Origin of the sequence: Bradyrhizobium sp. Bra78 (genome assembly GCF_024519855.1) — a bacterium.
GTDB lineage: Bacteria > Pseudomonadota > Alphaproteobacteria > Rhizobiales > Xanthobacteraceae > Bradyrhizobium > Bradyrhizobium japonicum_G.
Window position 1 is genome coordinate 251,830 of sequence record NZ_JALJRE010000005.1, and the last position, 17,825, is coordinate 269,654.

Below are 17,825 nucleotides of genomic sequence, written 5' to 3' on the forward strand. Positions count from 1 at the left end.
TCTTGTTCGGAATTGCGACTTTCACGCTGCAGTCGATGCGCATTCGCGACATCGGCTGGGATCCGGTCTGCGTGATCCCGGCCTGGTTCGCGCTCATGATCGTCGACCATCTCGTCGCAGGCCGGTTTCCGGCATGGGCGATCGGGCAGGAGCATCAGGGAACGGCGCTCGGAGCGCTCGTCAACCTCGCGCTGATGCTGGTGCTGATTTTCTGGCCGGGCGGCGACGGCGAAGGCTCCTACGGCACTCCCCTCGAGTCGCACCGGAGCGAGGTCAAGCCCTCGCTATCGAACGCGCGTCTCGCACGGGTATCGCGGGGATCGCCGCGGCCGACCTGGAGCTAAACGAACGGCAGCTTGATGTTGCTGCGCTTCTCCAGCCATTCCGGCACGGGCAGGTTCTTGGCGCGCATGAAATCGGCGTTGAACAGCTTCGACTGGTAGCGGCTACCGGAATCGCACAGCACGGTGACGATCGTCTTGCCGGGGCCGAGCTGCTTTGCCAACCGCATCGCGCCGGCAATGTTGATGCCGGTGGAGCCGCCGAGGCAGAGGCCCTCGTGCTGGAGCAGTTCGTAGATCACCGAGACCGCTTCGGCGTCGGAAATGAGATAGGCGTCATCGACCTTCGCGGTCTCGACGATCGCAGTCGCGCGGTTGAGGCCGATCCCCTCGGTGATTGAGCCGCCGGGCGTCGCCTTGGCATCGCCGGTCCTGAAATATTCATACATGCCGGCGCCGTGCGGATCGGCGCAGGCGATGCGGATATCCTTGTTCTTCTCCTTCAGATAGCGGCTGGTGCCGGCAAGCGTGCCGCCGCTGCCGACCGAGCAGACGAAACCGTCGAGCTTGCCGCCGGTCTGCTGCCAGATCTCGGGGCCGGTGGACTCGTAATGCGCCTTGGCGTTGTCGAGGTTGTTCCACTGGTCGGCGAACAGCACGCCGTTGGGCTCGGTCTTGCGCAGCTCATCGGCGAGCCGGCGGCCGACATGCTGGTAGTTGTTCGGATTGGAATAGGGCAGGGCCGGCGATTCCAGCAGCTCGGCACCGCACAGCTTCAGAAAATCCTTCTTCTCCTGGCTCTGCGTCTCCGGGATCACGATCAGCGTACGGTAGCCGCGGGCACTCGCGACCACGGCAAGGCCGATGCCGGTATTGCCGGCGGTCGCTTCCACCACGAGGCCGCCGGGCTTGAGCTCGCCGCGCTTCTCGGCTTCCAGGATCATCCATTTGCCGGCGCGGTCCTTCACCGACTGGCCGGGATTCATGAACTCGGCCTTGCCCAGGATGGTGCAGCCGGTCAATTCCGATGCGCGCTTGAGCTTGATCAGCGGGGTGTTGCCGATGGCTTCGACAACGTCGTTTTTGATGGTCATGTCGGGGAAAATCACTGGCAAAGAGGTTGATCAGGTTGGCCAGAACCTAGTGCTTGGGAAGCAAAAGGGGAAGGCTTTTGCGCTGCGGCGAAACAGGCCCAAACGCCCGCCAAAGCAGCGATATTCCGGCAGGAGAGACCTGCTTGCCGCGAAGCCGATGATCAGGAGATGGATATGGCAAGCCGCCATCGGGATATGGAAGATAACTGTCGCGGCGAGCGGAGCTGATCGGCCATGTGCGCCCTCGCGGGACGCTGCAATGTCGAAGCGCATGCGAGCTCGACCAAGGAGGGGGCCTCAACGGTGTTGAGAGCGCGCGTCGAGGGTGGAAGTCCGACCTGCGAGCGGACGCGCCCCGCTTTCGGAAGCTGACGACCTCGTGAGAGTGGTCGGACGGCTCCGGTGCAGGTGTGGCGGCAATATCACATGAAATCTTGGTAAGCTTGAACGCGTTCATGGTGGCGCGGCAATGCGAAAGATTGCTGCAGGACAGGTCTATTCTGCATTTGAGTCGCGCCGATGCCGGTATGTTGGGGTGTGCGTTTCGCAGCTGCGGGACTGTCACGCTGTTGCACACCCGGCTAGTATGAAGCCCAGGTTCCGCAGAAAGCATCACCGTGGTGAACGAGCTGTCCAAAGCCCTCCGACTGCCCCGCCGCGAATCGGTTAATCCGGCTGCGCGGTGGCGGCTTTATCTGCCCGGCGGAGGGTGGATGTGACACGGGATGGTCCTGTGGTCGCCATGCGGCGATCCTTTGGGTCGGTGTTTCCAGCGCGGCATGCGGCGCGCTGGGGTGTGGTGCTGTGCCTTGCCGCGGCCTCCGGAGCCTGCGTTCTGACGCAGGATCTGCCGGATCCCGCGCTCGATGTTCCCGCGCAGTACAAATACGCCGGCAAGGCCGACGCGCCACCCACGCTGGATTGGTGGCGCGGCTTCCGCTCCGCGGAGCTGACGCAGCTGATGGAGGAGGCGCAGACCGTCAATCTCGACATCGCCGCGGCCGTCTCGCGTATCGTACAGGCGGACGCCCAGGCGCGGCAGGCGGGGGCTGCGCTGCTGCCGAGCCTGTCGGGCGGCGGCTCCGAAACCTATTCGCGCACCTCCGGCTCGTCGTCCTCGGGCCTCACCAATGGTGGCCGCGAGGTGGTCAATTATTCGGCTTCGCTGAGCGCGAGCTACCAGCTCGACTTCTGGGGCCAGAACCGGGACGCGTTGCAAACCGCCGAAGAGACAGCAAACGCCAACCGCTTCGATCGCGACGTCGTCGCGCTGACGACCCTGGCAGGGGTCGCCAACGCCTATTTCCAGGTGCTGGCTTCCCAGGATCGCATCAGGACATCACAGCGCAACATCGCCAGCGCGCAGCGCATCCTCGATGCCGTCAGGGAACGGCGCAAGGCCGGCACCGGCACCGATCTCGACGTCGCCCAGCAGGAGAGCGTGCTCGCCAACCAGAAGGCGCTCGTGCCGCCGCTGCGCCAGACGCTCGACCAGAACGTCAATGCGCTCGCGGTGCTGGTGTCGCGTCCGCCGGAGGGCGTGCGCGTGCTCGGCGGCTCGCTGAACCGGATCGCGATCCCGCGCGTGACGCCCGGCCTGCCGTCCGAGATCCTGACGCAGCGGCCGGACATCCGCCGCCAGGAGGCGCAGCTCGCCTCCGCGACCGCGAACATCGGCAACGCCCGTGCGCAGTTCTTTCCGACCATCCAGCTTACCGGCAATGGCGGCTATCAGAGCTCCGCGCTGGTGTCGCTGTTCCAGCCGCACGCGGCCTTCTTCCAGCTCGTCGGCAGCGCGACGCAGCCGATCTTCGACGGCGGCAAGATCCTCGGCAATTTCGAATATGCCAAGGCCCGGCAGGACGAATTGCTCCAGACCTATCGCAAGACCATCGTCCAGTCGTTTGCCGACGTCGACAATGCGCTGTTCTCGATCAAGCAGACCACGATCAAGCTGCAATTGCAGCGCGATGTCGTGACCGCGTCGCGTCGCGCGTTCGACCTCGCCGAGCAGCAATTGCGCGCCGGCACCGCCGACATCGTGACCGTGCTCAACACCCAACTGACCCTGTTCCAGGCGGAAGACGCGCTGTCGCAGGCCCAACTCGCACGGCTCATCGCCATCGTCAGCCTGTATCAGGCGCTCGGCGGCGGTTGGGAGCCGAGGATGGAGAAACCGGTCAATGCTCTTTAAGCCGGATGCCAAGCAAGGCGCCAAGGAGGGGACGGCGAAAGGGTCGCGCGGCCGCGGCTTCGTGATGACCCTGATCACGTTCGCGATCCTCGGTGGTCTCGGCTATCTCGGCTGGAGCGCCATGCATCAGCAGCCTCAGGCCAACAACCGCAACCAGCGGCCCGATCTGCCGGTGCCGGTGCTGGCGGCGACGCCCCGGATCCAGGACGTTCCGGTCTATCTCGACGGCGTCGGCGCGATCCGCGCGCTCAACACCGTGACCGTGCGCTCCCAGGTCGACGGCAAGCTGATCGCGGTGAATTTTACGGAAGGCCAGGATGTCAAGAAGGGCGACGTGGTCGGCGAGATCGATCCGGCGCTGTATCAGGCGATGTACGATCAGGCCGTCGCCAAGAAGGCGCAGGACCAGGCCCAGCTCGCCAACCAGCGCATCGACCTCACGCGCTACGAGCAGCTCGCGGCGTCCAACGCCGGCTCCAAGCAGCAGGCCGACACCCAGCGCGCGCTGGTCGCGCAGACCGAGGCGCTGGTCAAGGCCGACCAGGCCGCGATCGACAACGCGGCGGCGACGCTGAGCTACACCAAGATCGTGGCGCCGATCTCGGGCCGCGCCGGCCTTCGCCAGGTCGATCAGGGCAACATCATCCACGCCTCCGACACCACCGGCCTCGTGGTGATCACGCAATTGCAGCCGATCGCGGTGTGGTTCAGCCTGCCGCAGCAGCAGATCATGCGCGTCAACGCGGCGGCATCGAAGGGCGCGCTCGCGGTCGACGTGTTCGGCAATGACGGCATCACCGTGATCGATACCGGCAAGCTCACCGGCATCGACAACCAGGTCGATCAGACCACCGGCACGCTCAGGCTCAAGGCGGAATTCCCCAACGCCAATTACCAGCTCTGGCCGGGTCAGTTCGTCAACGTCCGCCTCAAGGTCGAGACCTTGACGCAGGCGCTGGTGGTGCCGACCTCGGCCGTGCAGCGCGGCCCTATCGGGACCTTCAGCTATGTCATCGGCGAGGACAATGTCGTCGCGGCCAAGCCAGTGACGGTGACCCAGCAGAACGAGCATGACGCCGTCATCGCCAGCGGCCTGTCGCCGAAAGACAGGGTCGTCACGACGGGCTTTGCCAATCTGTCCGACGGCTCCAAGGTGGTCATCGGCCGCGACGACCAGACCCCGTCGGCCGATCTCGCGCCGCGCAAGCGCGCGCGCGCGCCGGACGGTCAGAAGAAGGATGGCGCCAAAGACGGTCCGAGGGACGGACAAGGCAAGGACGGCGAGCGCCGCGCGAAACGGAGCAGCAGCGAAGGCGACCAGAAGGGCCAGACTGGACCGGCACCGGGGCCTCCGCCGAATCCTGGGGCATCGGGAAGTGGAGCCAAGCAGCCATGATCCCGACAACAGCCGCCTGAGCGGCAGGCGCATCCCATGGGCGTCTCCGAACCCTTCATCCGACGGCCGATCGCGACCTCGCTGCTCGGCATCGCGCTCCTGATCGGCGGGCTGCTGGGCTATTTCGCGCTGCCGGTCTCGGCGCTGCCGCAGGTCGACTTCCCGACCGTGCAGGTGACGACGCAATTGCCCGGTGCGAGCCCCGACGTGATCGCCTCGCTGATCACCGCGCCGCTGGAGCGGCAGCTCGGCCAGATCCCGTCGCTCTCGGCGATGAACTCGACCAGCTCGTTCGGCGTCAGCCAGATATCGCTCCAGTTCGACCTCAACCGCGACATCGACGGCGCGACCCAGGACGTGCAGGCGGCGATCAACGCAGCGGCCGGCGTGCTGCCCAAGACGCTGCCTTATCCGCCGACTTACGCCAAGGTGAACCCGGCGGACGCGCCGGTGATGACCCTGGCGCTGCGCTCCGACACGATCTCGCTGCGGGCGATGAGCGACATCGCCGACACGCTGCTGGCGCAGCGGCTGAGCCAGATATCCGGCGTCGGTCGCGTCTCGGTGCTCGGCGGGCTGAAGCCGGCGGTACGCATCCAGGCGGATCTGGCGCGGCTCGCGGCTTACGGCATCGCGATGGAGGATCTGCGCACCGCGATCGCCAACGCCAATGTGTCCGGGCCGAAAGGCTCGCTCGACGGCGCGCAGCAATCCTACATCATCGCGGCCAACGACCAGATCGCCGCCGCCGACGCCTACAAGCCCATCATCGTCACGTACCGCAACGGCTCGCCCGTCACCATCGCCGACGTCGCGCAGATCGTCGACGGCCTCGAGAACGACCGCACCGGCGGCTGGTACCAGGGCTCGCCCGCCGTCATCATCGACATCCAGCGTCAGCCCGGCGCCAATGTGATCGACGTCGTCAGCCAGATCCGCGCCGAAATCCCGAAAGTCCAGCGCGCGATTCCGGCCGGCGTGAATCTCACCATCGTCTCCGACCGCACCGTGACCATCCGCGCCTCGGTCCGGGACGTGCAGTTCACGCTGATCCTCAGCGTCGTGCTGGTGACGCTGGTGGTGCTGCTGTTCCTGCGCTCGCTGCGAGCCACGCTGATCGCGGGCGTGGCGCTGCCGCTGTCGCTGATCACCAGCTTCGGCATCATGTATTTCGCCGGCTTCAGCCTCGACAATCTGTCGCTGATGGCGCTCACCATCGGCACCGGCTTCGTCGTCGACGACGCCATCGTCATGATCGAGAACATCGTCCGCCACATGGAGAATGGCGACAGTGCGATGGAAGCCTCGCTGAAGGGCGCCAGCGAAATCGGCTTCACCGTGATCTCGCTGACGGTGTCGCTGATCGCGGTGTTCATCCCGCTGCTGTTCATGTCGGGCCTCGTCGGCCGCATGTTCCGCGAATTCGCGCTGACGCTGACCATCGCGGTCGTGACCTCGGCCGTGGTCTCGCTGACATTGACGCCGATGATGTGCTCGCGCCTGCTCAAGCACGCGCACGAGGAGCTGGCGGTACCGGGACTGGCCGCCATCAGCCGCTTCATCGACCGGACCGTCGAGGCCTATCACCGCACGCTTCTGTGGGTGCTGGAACGCCAGCGCGCCACACTGGTCGTGACCTTCGCCACGCTGATCGCAACTCTCGTTCTCTACGTCGTGGCGCCAAAAGGCTTTCTGCCGCTCCAGGACACTGCCTCGATCACGGCGGTGACGGAGGCTGGGCCTGACGTCTCGTTCGCGGAGATGCAGAAACGGCAGGCCGCGGCGGCCGACGCCATCAAGGCCGATCCCGATGTGACCGGTGTTGTCTCGGTGATCGGGGCCGGCTCGGTCAACCCGACCACCAATGTCGGGCGCCTCGTCATGACGCTGAAACCGCGCGGCGAGCGCCGCGACGATGTCAGCGTGGTCATTACCCGGCTGAAGGAGCGGGTGGCCGGCATCCCCGGCATGACCGTGTATTTCCAGCCGGTGCAGGACGTGCAGATCTCGACCCAGTCGAGCCGCTCGCAATACCAGTACACCTTGACCGGCACCGACGCGGCGCTGGTCTCGGAATGGGCGCGCAAGCTGGTTGCGGAGATGCGGCACGACCCGCTGTTTCGTGACGTGTCCTCGGAGGCGCAGGAAGGCGGCCTGCGGGCGCAGCTCGATGTCGACCGCACCCGCGCCGGACAGCTCGGCGTCAGCCTGCAAGGCATCACCGACACGCTCAACGACGCCTTCGCGCAGCGCCAGATCTCCACGATCTACGGCCAGGCCAACCAGTATCGCGTGGTGCTGGAAGCGCTGCCGATGTACCAGCGCGATCCCTCGATCCTGTCGAAGCTGTATCTGCCGGGCGCCGCCAGCGCCACCGTCGGCGCCCCCAACGCGCAGGTACCGCTGTCCGCCGTGGCGACGCTGAAGCGCACCACGGCCCCGCTCGCGATCTCGCACCAGGCGCAATTCCCGTCGATCTCGCTCAGCTTCAACCTCGCGCCGGGCGCGGCGCTCGGCGATGCCGTCGAGGCGGTGAAGACGATCGAGACCCGGATCGAGATGCCCAACAGCATCGTCGGCGTCTACGCCGGTGACGCTGCCGAATTCGCCAAGGCGCTCGCCGGCCAGCCATGGCTGCTGCTCGCCGCCGTGATCACGATCTACATCGTGCTCGGCGTGCTCTACGAGAGCTACATCCACCCGATCACCATCCTCTCGACGCTGCCGTCGGCCGGCGTGGGCGCCATCCTGGCGCTGATGCTATGCGGCCAGGACCTCTCGGTGATCGGCCTGATCGGCATCATCCTCTTGATGGGCATCGTCAAGAAGAACGCGATCATGATGATCGACTTCGCGCTCGAGGCCGAGCGCGGGCGGGGCATGCCGGCGCATGAGGCGATCGTGCAGGCCTGCCTGCTGCGCTTCCGCCCGATCATGATGACGACGCTGGCGGCGCTGTTCGGCGCGCTGCCGCTCGCGATCGAAAGCGGCACCGGTGCCGAGCTGCGGTTTCCGCTCGGCATCTCCATCATCGGCGGGCTGCTGCTCAGCCAGTTGCTCACACTCTACACCACGCCCGTGATCTATCTCGCGCTCGACCGCATCAACCGCCGCCTCGAGCAGGCGCTGCCGCCGGTCGAGCCCGGCGGTCCGCCCGTCGCGGGCGCGACCGAGGGGATGCAGTGATGGCATCGATCTCGGAGCCCTTCATCCGCCGCCCGGTTGCGACCACGCTGCTGTCGATCGGGTTGTTCCTGCTGGGTGTCGTGGCCTACGAGTTCCTGCCCGTTGCCTCGGTCCCGAACGTCGATTTCCCCGCCGTCTTCGTCTCGGCCAGCCGTCCGGGCGCCGACCCGTCAGTGATGGCCGCGACCGTGGCTTCGCCATTGGAACGGCGGCTCGGCGAGATCTCGGGCATCAACCAGATCACCTCGACGTCGTCGCTGGGCACCACCAACATCCAGCTCCAGTTCGACATCGGTCGCAACATCGACAAGGCCGCGCGCGACGTGCAGGCGGCGATCAACGCCGCACTGGTCGACCTGCCGAGCGATCTGCCGACGCTGCCGCGCTTCCGCAAGGCCAACACCGCCGGCGCGCCCGTCTTCGTGTTGGCGCTGACCTCGAAGACCCTTGCGGCGAGCGCGATCTACGATGTCGCCGACACCGTGCTGGCCCAGCGCATCTCGCAGGTCCCCGGCGTCGGCAACGTGACGATCAGCGGTGCGGACCAGCCGGCGGTGCGGATCCAGCTCAATCCGGTCGCGCTGTCGAACGCCGGCATCGCCACCGACGACGTCCGGACCGCCATCATCAACGCCAATCCGCTCGGCCCCGTCGGCATCTTCAACGGCGAGCGCCAGAGCGAGACGCTGTCGCTGAACAAGCAAATGCGCACGGCCAAGGAATTCCGCGACATCGTCATCAAGAGCGCGAACGGCAATTTCGTGCGCCTCGCCGATGTCGCCGAGATCGAGGACGGCGTCCGCAATGCCCGTTCGATCGCATGGTTCAACAAGCAGCCTGCGGTGCTGATCCAGATCACCAAGCAGGGCGACGCCAACGTCATCGACACCGTTGACAGGGTGAAGGCGCTGATCCCGGCGCTGAAGCAGTGGATTCCGGCCGGCGTGGAGGTCTCCACCCTCGTCGACCGCACCAGCACGATCCGCGCCAGCGTGATGGATATGCAATGGACGCTGCTGGCGACCGCCATCCTGGTGATGGTCGTGGTTTTCGTGTTCCTGCGCCGTCTCACGCCGACGATCGCGGCCGGCATCTCGGTGCCGCTGGCGCTGGCCGGCACCTGCGCCGGCATGTGGGTCGCCGGCTTTTCGATCGACAATCTGTCGCTGATGGCGCTGGCGATCTCGGTCGGTTTCGTGGTCGACGACGCCATCGTCATGATCGAGAACATGTACCGCAATCTCGAGCACGGCATGCGGCCGTTCCAGGCGGCGATCGAGGGCGCCAGGCAGATCGGCTTCACCGTGGTCTCGATCAGCCTGTCGCTGATCGCGGCGTTCACGCCGCTGATCTTCATGGACGGCATCGTCGGCCGTCTGCTGCGCGAGTTTTCGCTGACGCTGACCTTCGCGATCGTGGTGTCGACGCTCGTGTCGCTGACGGTCACGCCGATGATCTGCGCCCATTACATCCGGCAGACCACGTCCGGCTCCGCGACGCTGTTCGATCGCATCATCGAGGGCTCGCTGTCGCGCATCGTCGCATTCTATGCCCGCACCCTGCGCACCGTACTGGAATTCCCGCTGCTGACGCTGCTGGTGTTCTTCGCCACGATCGGGCTGACGGTGGTGCTCTACATCAAGGTCCCCAAGGGCTATTTTCCGACCGACGATTCCGGCTTCGTCATCGGCGCGACGCGCGCCTCGGCGGATATCTCGTTCCAGTCCATGCTCAGCCTTCAGCAGCGGCTCGCCGACATCGTCATGCAGGATCCGGCGGTGGCCGGCATCGGCTCGACGGTCGGCGGCGGAGGCGGGCCGGGCGGCGCGACCTCGAACCGCGGCACCATGTTCATCAGCCTGAAGCCGCCGGAGCAGCGCGATCACGTTTCAACGCAGGTCGTGATCGATCGCCTGCGGCGCGCACTGTTTCCGGTCCCCGGCATCCGCCTCTTCATGTTCGCCGCCCAGGATGTCCGCGCCGGCGGACGGCAGAGCGATTCCGACTACCAGTACACGCTGACCAGCACCGACCTCAGTTTGCTCCAGAAGTGGGCTCCGATCGTGGCCAAGCGCATGGAGAGCGTCGACGGCATCACCGACGTCTCCAGCGACCGCGATCCCGGCGGGCTTCAGCTGACCTTGTCCATCGACCGCCAGAAGGCCTCGGCGCTCGGCGTCCGCGTCCAGGATATCGACAACGCGCTGAACAACGCGTTCTCGCAGCGGCAGATCGGGATCATCTACACCCAGCGCAACCAGTACATGACGGTGCTGGAGATCGACCCGAAATTCCAGGTCGATCCGTCCAATCTCGACCGCATCTATGTCGCCGGCGCGGGCGACGCGCAGGTGCCGCTGTCGGCCGTGGTGCATGCGACGCGTGGGCTCGCCGCGCTCGCGGTCTATCACTCGCAGTCGTTCCCCTCGACCACGGTGTCGTTCAACCTGTTGCCGGACGTTGCGCTCCAGGCCGCGACGCAGAACATCCAGCGCGCGGTCGAGGAGCTGCACATGCCGGAAGGCATCCGCGGCAGTTTTGACGGCAATGCCGGCGATTTTGCCAAGACCAGCGGGCGACAGCCGCTGCTGATCCTCGGCGCGCTGGTCGCGATGTATATCGTGCTCGGCGTGCTCTATGAGAGCCTCGCCCATCCGCTCACGATCATCTCGACGCTGCCCTCGGCCGGATTAGGCGCGCTGCTCGCCTTGCAGGTGACCAACACGCCGCTGACGGTGATCGCCTTCGTCGGCATCATCCTGTTGATCGGCATCGTCAAGAAGAACGGCATCATGATGGTGGACTTCGCGCTCGATGCCGAGCGCCAGCGCGGCCTGTCCTCCGCCGAGGCGATCTTCGAGGCCTGCCAGGCGCGCTTCCGCCCGATCCTGATGACGACCATGGCGGCGCTGTTCGCCGGCATTCCGCTGGTGGTCGCGACCGGCCCCGGCACGGAGCTGCGCCGCCCGCTCGGCATCACCATCATCGGCGGCCTGTTCGTCTCGCAGATCCTGACGCTCTACACGACGCCGGTGATCTACCTTCTGATCGACCGGCTGCGCCGGCGCTCCGAGCCGCGCCCGCTGGCCGCGCCGGCGGAATAGGCGGGTTGTTGAAGCGCCGCGCAAAGCGTATAGCGGCGACCATGTCGAACCCAGCAGCCGCCGCGCCGGCCGATCCGATCCCCGAATGCCCGCACTGCCAGAAGCCGATGCCGCTGTGCATCTGCGACAGCGTCACGCCGATTGAAAACCGGCTCTCGCTCCTGATCCTCCAGCATCCGCAGGAGCAGGACAGGGCGCTTGGCACCGCACGGCTGCTTGCGAAGCATTTCGCCAAGGCGACGGTGCGCGTCGGCCTGTCCTGGCCGAGCCTGTCCAAGGCGCTGGGGCAGCCGGTCGAGAATGCGGCGCGCTGGGCCGTGCTCTATCTCGGCTCGGCACGCGCGGCCGCTCTCGAGGCCGAGGGCGAGATTGTCGCACTCGACCGCAAGGGCGCGATTGCGGAGAACCAGCGTGCGATCCTGGGCAAGCTCGAAGGCGTGGTGCTGCTCGACGGCACGTGGAGCCAGGCCAAGGCATTGTGGTGGCGCAACCCCTGGATGCTGAAGTGCCAGCGCGTGATCCTCAACCCGGCGCACCCCTCGCGCTACGGGCGCCTGCGCAAGGAGCCGCGCAAGGACGGACTCTCCACCATCGAGGCGGCCGCAACGATCCTGGCCAGTCTCGAGAAGCGCCCCGACATCGCGCAGACGCTGAACGCGAGTTTTGAACGGATGCTAACCCGCTATCGCGAAGTCCAGGCCGAGATGCCGGAATTGGCGCCGAAACCGGTGGTCAAGGACCGCCGGCGTGGTGTCCGGCGCGGCAAGCGGGCCTGACTCGTCCCAAGCACCTGAAACCGCGCGATCCTCCTGGAGGAGGGACGCGTCGCGACGGCCGGCGCCATCGATGAGATTCCCGGCAGATATCTCGGCAGTGCGAAGGCATGGCCGGCTCCGGTCGGGGTTGCCTAAATCCATGATCCCCTATATTGCTCCGCCCTCGTTGGGGCCACGTGGCGGAGTGGTTACGCGCCGGTCTGCAAAACCGTTTACTCGGGTTCGAGTCCCGACGTGGCCTCCATCGCAAAGCTCTGATCTTTCAGCACAAATTGATTGCGGCGCAGGTTCCGCCGCGCCTGCATGCAGATCCGGCCACGAAGGCCGCGCTGGCGCACACCGGGTTTGCCCGGGCCTGCCGGAAACCCGTGATTCAGGCCTGCTGGCATAGAGTTCGCATCAGCCAGGTGATGTATTCCCCGAGCGATCGAGCGCTGGAGAGCACGTGAGCGAAATCGTCCGATTTGTCCCGAAATCCGAGCTGGAGCGGGCTCGCCTCATTCGCGAGGCCCGAGCGATCTATGACAGCATCTTTCCGCCGACCGCGCCCGACCGGGCGCCGCAGGACGGCGAGGAGCGCATCAAGACCTGATCACGGTCGTGCCCGTGCGGCGCTGGGCCTGGCGCAAAACGCCCGCGGGCGCGCGCTGCGTTTTCGTGTTGAAATTGGCCTCAGCAGGCCGCGTACCAGCCGTCCGGAAACGGCAGGAGGGGCCAGGCGCCCTCATTGTCGTTGGCGGCCTTGGGCTTGGCGTTGAACGTCCACGAGCGCGGCACGAAATCCTCCCCCGGCGCGAACGCCGGATCTTCATGGACCATGGCGTCCTGGACGGCATCCAGCAGCAAGTTGAATTCGGCTTCGCTCATCACACCCTCCGAACCGCGGATGGCGCAATGTCGCAAAGCCGGCTTGTTACCCGATTGAACCGATCGTTCGCATTTTAACGATCCGGCGATCGGGTCCCGATTGGTTAGCGATTCATGAAAATCCCCCGGGAACCGTAAGCGCCTCCGACCGGCTGCCCGTGTGAAAGAGATCACATTCCCGGCGGTTTATTTCTCCTACCCCTTCGCAAGCCCGGCCAATGCAGGCCGGGGGTGGGCAGGGCAGACAGGAGACTTCGTCATGAAGGCAAGGTTCTTGCGGTTTGCGGGTGTGAAGAGCCGGGCGCGTCGCGCCTCGACGCTCGGATTGTTTCTGACGCTGTTTGCCTCCGCCGCACATGCGCAGCAGGGAACGCCCGAGCAGCGTCGGGCCTGCACGCCCGACGTCTACCGGCTCTGCGCCGGCGAGATCCCCAACGTCCGTGCCATCACAGCCTGCCTTCGCCGTAATCGGTCAAGCTTGAGCGAGGCTTGCCGCAGCGTGTTCGATCAGGCCGGTGGCTGACATACCAGGCCTGTGAGTTTGTGCGCAGCAAGTGGCTCGTGCGGGCTCGCGAATCCGGCATGATCGGCCTGTGGATATGCTGCGGACAGGCTGTGGACGGCGGTGATCCAGTTCGGATGCCGGCCGCAGATGGATCCATAAATCGTCGTATCTCCGCCGGTCATCGTCGTATCTCTGTCAAATAAGCTGACCGGATGATTCTCGGATCGCGCAGATCGGTACGTCATCCGGAACGATATGGTTCTCCCGAATTCGGAATCCCGCGCCGGGACACGTCGTGCCTGCGAACAGTTTTTGTGCAGTCGCTTGCCCAAATCACGGGCCACTTCCATCCAATTTTTTGTACGCCCGCGGACAAGCTTTCCGGTCCGCACTCCACCTAGGCTCGCTCCCGAGATCTGGAACATGGCCATTGCCATGACAATTCGAAGGAGCTGGAGATGGAGACACGGGTATTGCCCCAGGCGCGGCGGGGGATCGCGCGCGCATCACAGCCGTGGCGCAGGCTCGCGCTCGGCGCCGCCATCGCTATCGGCCTCGTTGCCGCTGCACCGCTGAGCGCGCAGGCCGCAGCGCCCGCCGCCTGCGCCGCGCTCCAGGCCAAATATCCGGACTGGAAGGGCAAGACGCTCGTCAACGCCATCAACCCGCACACGCCGGGCTATGAGACGATCGACCCGAAGGATCCCAGCAAATATATCGGCTTCGACATCGACCTCGGCGAAGCCATCGGCGAATGCCTCGGCTTCAAGCTGACCTACAAGCCGGTGACGTTCGCCGCACTGCTGACCACGCTCGCCGCGGGACAGGCCGATATCGTCATCTCCGATATCTATGCCACCAAGGAGCGCGCCAAGGCCGCCGACTTCATCACCTACTCGAAGGTGTTCGACGGCGTGCTGGTCGCCAAGGGCAATCCGAAGGGCATCAATGGCATCAACATGTCGATGTGCGGCGCGGCTGCCGCCGAAAACACCGGATATGTCGAGGTGCCTCTGATCCAGGCCCTGATGCCGGAGTGCAAGAAGGCCGGCAAGCCCGAGCCGACCGTCCAGCTCTACGACAACAACGCCAACTGCATCCAAGCGATCCTCGCCGGCCGGGCGGACACCTATGTCAACGACGTCAACACCGTCGACAGCGCGGTGAAGGCCTATCCGGACAAGCTGGAGAAGGCGATCGCGGTGACGATCCCGTATTCGGTCGGGATCGCAGTGCCGAAGGACAAGCCGAAATTCCGTGACGCCGTGCTCGCCGCGCTGATCGAGGTGCAGAAGGCCGGCACGCATATGGAGCTTCTGAAGAAGCATGGGCTCGACGTGAACAACTTCAAGGAGCCTGACATCCTGACGGCAGACTGATGTCGCTGTTCCTCCATTACCTGAGCATGCCGTATCTGCTCGAGGGCATCGAGCTCACCCTCGAGGTGACTGCCCTCGGGCTCGGCGGCGGATTGATCCTCGGATTGATCCTCGCCGGCATGCAGCTGTCGCGCTTCTGGCTGCTGGCGGCGATCGCCCGGGCCTACACCGTGATCTTCCGCGGGACGCCGCTGATCCTGCAGATGGTGTTCGCCTATGACGCGCTGCCGCATATCGGCATCAAGCTGCCGGCGGTGCTGGCCGCCGGCCTCGCGCTCGCCTGCAACGAGGCGCCGTTCATCGCCGAGATGCTGCGCGCCGGCGTGCTCGGCGTCGACCGCGGGCAGGTGACGGCGGGCCAGGCGCTCGGCATGACGCCCAGAATCCTGATGTGGCGGGTGATCGCGCCTCAGGCGATCCGCACCATGATCCCGGCCTTCGGCAACGAGGCCGTCAGCGCGCTGAAGAATTCCTCGCTCGCCTCCGTCGTCGCGGTCCAGGAGCTGACGCTGCGCTCGACCCAGCTTGCGTCCTCGACCTTCGACTTCTTCTCGATCTTCTTCGCCTCCGGCCTTTTGTATCTGGTGCTGACCTTTGCCATCAGCGTCATCCAGCTGTTCGTCGAATGGCTGCTCGATCTCGACCGCGCCCAAGGCCGCGAGCGCAAGCTCGCCGACTATCTGCCGTGGCGTCGCGTCGATCTCGCCACCAGGCTCGAGCTTGCCGAGGCGACCGCTGCCGATCCCGAGCCGGTAGCGGCGGAGCAGCTTGCCGAGACGCCTCCGCTGGCCTTGACGCGCGAGGAACGCACCCGGCGCGCAGCGACGATCGCGCGCAACAACATCGCGGTCGAGGCCAAGGACCTCACCAAGAGCTACGGCGCGCAAAAGGTGCTCGGCGGTCTCGATCTCACCGTTCGCGTCGGCGAGGTGGTCGCATTGCTCGGTCCCAGCGGCTCCGGCAAGAGCACGCTGCTCCGCTGCATCAATCATCTCGAAAGCTGGGACGCAGGTACCGTGCGCGTCGGCGGCCGCCGCCTCGGTTTTGACGACGACGGCAAGCTGCTGTCACCCCGGGCGATGGCCAACGAACGGGCAACGGTTGGCGTCGGCATGGTGTTCCAGCAATTCAACCTGTTTGCCCACCTGTCGGCCAGGGAGAACATCGCCGGTCCGCTGCGCTGGGTGCACGGCATGACCCGCATCGATGCCGACCGCCGCGCGGCCGAATTGCTCGAGCGCGTGGGCCTGACACATCGCGCCGATGCGCTGCCGCGGCATCTCTCCGGCGGCCAGCAGCAGCGCGTCGCCATCGCGCGCGCACTCGCACCAAACCCGAGCGTGCTGCTGCTGGACGAGCCGACCTCCGCGCTCGATCCCGAGCTCGTCAACGAGGTGCTGGAAGTGATCCGCCGTCTCGCCATCGACGACGGTCTCACCATGATCATCTCGACGCACCAGATCCGCTTCGCCGATGAAGTCGCCGACCGCGTCGCTTTCCTGAGCGGCGGGGTGATCATCGAGGAGGGGCCGGCGCATGAGGTGCTCACCAATCCCCGCAATCCGCTGACCGCGCGTTTTCTCAGCGTGATGGAAGCCGACAAGATTCCGGAGGCGGTGCGATGACCCTGCCGTCCGGCCTCGCAAGACCAGCGACCGCGTTCCCCGAAGAGGCCAAGTCACCTGAAGAGGCCAAGTCAAAAGAGATCAAGTCATGAAGCATGTCACGCTGCCGGTGTCGCCCAAGACGGTCCATTGGGGTTATTTCTCCAAAGCCGTCGCCCCGGCGTTGACGCTGCGCTCCGGCGATCGCGCCACCATCGAGACGCTGACCCATCACGCCAATGACGATTACGAGCGCATGATCGCGGGCGATCCCGGTGCCGAGAGCGTGTTCCAGTGGACGCGTGAGCACAAGGCGGTGGCGCGCCGCGGCTCAGGTCCCGTCGAAGGCCCGTTCATCCGCGGCGCAGGCGAGGGGATTGGCGTGCATCTCCTCACCGGACCGGTCGCGATCGAAGGAGCCGAGCCCGGCGATATCCTGGAGGTGCGCATCCTCGACGTCCGGCCACGACCGAGCTGCAGTGCCTGCCATGCCGGGCGCTGCTTTGGCTCCAACGTCGCGGCGAACTGGGGGTTTCATTTTCACGACCTGATCGAGGAGCCGAAGCCACGCGAGGTCGTCACCATCTTCGAGCTCGACACCTCCGGCGAGCCCTACGCCAAGGCGGTCTACAATTACGTCTGGACGCCGCAGACCGATCCCGACGGCATCGTGCACTCGATGATCGACTATCCCGGCGTGCGCGTCGATCACGCCACCATCAAGAAGCGCGAGAACATCCTGTCCAGTGTGAAGGTGCCGGCCCGTCTGCATTTCGGCACGATGGGGCTCGCGCCGTCGGAGGCCGATTTCGTCAGCTCGATCCCGCCGAGCTATACCGGCGGCAACATCGACGACTGGCGCATCGGCAAGGGTGCGCGCATGTTCTATCCGGTCGCCGTCCCCGGCGCGTATTTCTCGGTCGGCGATCCCCATGCCGCGCAGGGCGACAGCGAGCTCGGCGGCACCGCAATCGAGACCTCGCTGACCGGCGACTTCGAGTTCATCCTGCACAAGAAAGCCGACCTCGCCGGCACCAGCCTCGAAGGTCTCGACCATCCGATGCTGGAGACCGATCAGGCCTGGTCGTTCTACGGCTTCACCTATCCGAACTATCTCGCCGCGCTCGGCGCCGACGCCCAAACCGACATTGCCAATCACAGCAGTCTCGACCGTGCGATGCGCGATGCGTTCCGCAAGCTCCGACGGTTCCTGATGACCGTGCATCGCCTCAGCGAGGACGAGGCGATCTCGCTGATGTCGGTCGGCGCCGATTTCGGCGTCACCCAGGTGGTCGACGCCAATTGGGGCGTTCACGGCACGATCCGCAAGAACATCTTCCGTTGCGACTAATGCGTTGAAGCGTCGCGTGTTTCCGGGATGAGAGGATGAGCAGCGATCGTCATTTGCGGCCCGTCGCTACGACGGATGATCGCGTGCG

Annotated in this window: 14 protein-coding genes and 1 tRNA gene; 12 read left to right on the forward strand and 3 right to left on the reverse strand. The window is 65.7% G+C overall.

Features of this window, described 5'->3' with window-relative positions; translation table 11 throughout:
* Nucleotides 1-35 precede the first annotated feature (35 nt).
* On the forward strand, nt 36-344 hold the full coding sequence (locus OC450_RS14260; protein ID WP_262048094.1) for a hypothetical protein: 309 nt from the start codon (nt 36-38) through the stop codon (nt 342-344).
* Here OC450_RS14260 and OC450_RS14265 read toward each other — a convergent pair.
* Together OC450_RS14265 and OC450_RS14270 are read right to left on the reverse strand one after the other, a co-directional pair.
* On the reverse strand, nt 341-1,375 hold the full coding sequence (locus tag OC450_RS14265) for a cysteine synthase A (RefSeq protein WP_256809446.1): 1,035 nt from the start codon (nt 1,373-1,375) through the stop codon (nt 341-343). The genes OC450_RS14260 and OC450_RS14265 overlap by 4 nt on opposite strands.
* 30 nt (nt 1,376-1,405) lie before the next feature.
* A complete protein-coding gene (locus OC450_RS14270; protein ID WP_262048095.1) occupies nt 1,406-1,648 on the reverse strand; it encodes a hypothetical protein in 243 nt (80 codons plus the stop codon).
* A gap of 469 nt (nt 1,649-2,117) precedes the next feature.
* Between OC450_RS14270 and OC450_RS14275 the strand changes: the two genes are divergently transcribed.
* The 7 genes from OC450_RS14275 (at nt 2,118) to OC450_RS14305 (ending at nt 12,623) form a co-directional block, all read left to right on the forward strand.
* A complete protein-coding gene (locus OC450_RS14275) occupies nt 2,118-3,569 on the forward strand; it encodes an efflux transporter outer membrane subunit (protein ID WP_262048096.1) in 1,452 nt (483 codons plus the stop codon).
* Nucleotides 3,559-4,965: an efflux RND transporter periplasmic adaptor subunit gene (locus OC450_RS14280; protein WP_262048097.1), complete on the forward strand. Its 1,407-nt coding sequence runs from the start codon at nt 3,559-3,561 to the stop codon at nt 4,963-4,965. The genes OC450_RS14275 and OC450_RS14280 overlap by 11 nt, the downstream gene beginning before the upstream one ends.
* Before the next feature lie 36 nt (nt 4,966-5,001).
* Complete coding sequence (locus tag OC450_RS14285; RefSeq protein WP_211385785.1) at nt 5,002-8,151, forward strand: efflux RND transporter permease subunit; 3,150 nt, start codon at nt 5,002-5,004, stop codon at nt 8,149-8,151.
* On the forward strand, nt 8,151-11,255 hold the full coding sequence (locus tag OC450_RS14290; protein WP_211385786.1) for an efflux RND transporter permease subunit: 3,105 nt from the start codon (nt 8,151-8,153) through the stop codon (nt 11,253-11,255). Before OC450_RS14285 ends, OC450_RS14290 begins: the two co-directional genes overlap by 1 nt.
* Before the next feature lie 41 nt (nt 11,256-11,296).
* Nucleotides 11,297-12,031 (forward strand): tRNA-uridine aminocarboxypropyltransferase, encoded by a 735-nt coding sequence (locus OC450_RS14295; protein WP_262048098.1) that lies wholly within the window; start codon nt 11,297-11,299, stop codon nt 12,029-12,031.
* Between the two features lie 170 nt (nt 12,032-12,201).
* Nucleotides 12,202-12,275: transfer RNA gene (locus tag OC450_RS14300), tRNA-Cys, on the forward strand.
* Between the two features lie 201 nt (nt 12,276-12,476).
* Complete coding sequence (locus OC450_RS14305) at nt 12,477-12,623, forward strand: hypothetical protein (RefSeq protein ID WP_211385788.1); 147 nt, start codon at nt 12,477-12,479, stop codon at nt 12,621-12,623.
* A gap of 80 nt (nt 12,624-12,703) precedes the next feature.
* Here the strand turns inward: OC450_RS14305 and OC450_RS14310 are convergent, their stop codons facing one another.
* Nucleotides 12,704-12,898 (reverse strand): hypothetical protein, encoded by a 195-nt coding sequence (locus tag OC450_RS14310; RefSeq protein WP_211385789.1) that lies wholly within the window; start codon nt 12,896-12,898, stop codon nt 12,704-12,706.
* A 259-nt stretch (nt 12,899-13,157) separates the two neighbouring features.
* Here OC450_RS14310 and OC450_RS14315 point away from each other — a divergent pair, with 259 nt between their 5' ends.
* The 4 genes from OC450_RS14315 to OC450_RS14330 all read left to right on the forward strand — a co-directional run bounded on the left by OC450_RS14315 (nt 13,158) and on the right by OC450_RS14330 (nt 17,737).
* Nucleotides 13,158-13,421 carry a hypothetical protein gene (locus tag OC450_RS14315; protein WP_256809455.1) on the forward strand — a complete coding sequence of 88 codons (264 nt, stop codon included), beginning with the start codon at nt 13,158-13,160 and terminating at the stop codon, nt 13,419-13,421.
* A gap of 440 nt (nt 13,422-13,861) precedes the next feature.
* Nucleotides 13,862-14,782, forward strand: coding sequence for an ABC transporter substrate-binding protein (locus OC450_RS14320; protein ID WP_211385791.1), 921 nt, complete (start codon nt 13,862-13,864; stop codon nt 14,780-14,782).
* Nucleotides 14,782-16,407, forward strand: coding sequence for an amino acid ABC transporter permease/ATP-binding protein (locus tag OC450_RS14325; RefSeq protein ID WP_262048099.1), 1,626 nt, complete (start codon nt 14,782-14,784; stop codon nt 16,405-16,407). The genes OC450_RS14320 and OC450_RS14325 overlap by 1 nt, the downstream gene beginning before the upstream one ends.
* Nucleotides 16,408-16,495: 88 nt before the next feature.
* Nucleotides 16,496-17,737 carry an acetamidase/formamidase family protein gene (locus OC450_RS14330; RefSeq protein ID WP_211385793.1) on the forward strand — a complete coding sequence of 414 codons (1,242 nt, stop codon included), beginning with the start codon at nt 16,496-16,498 and terminating at the stop codon, nt 17,735-17,737.
* Nucleotides 17,738-17,825: the final 88 nt, after the last annotated feature.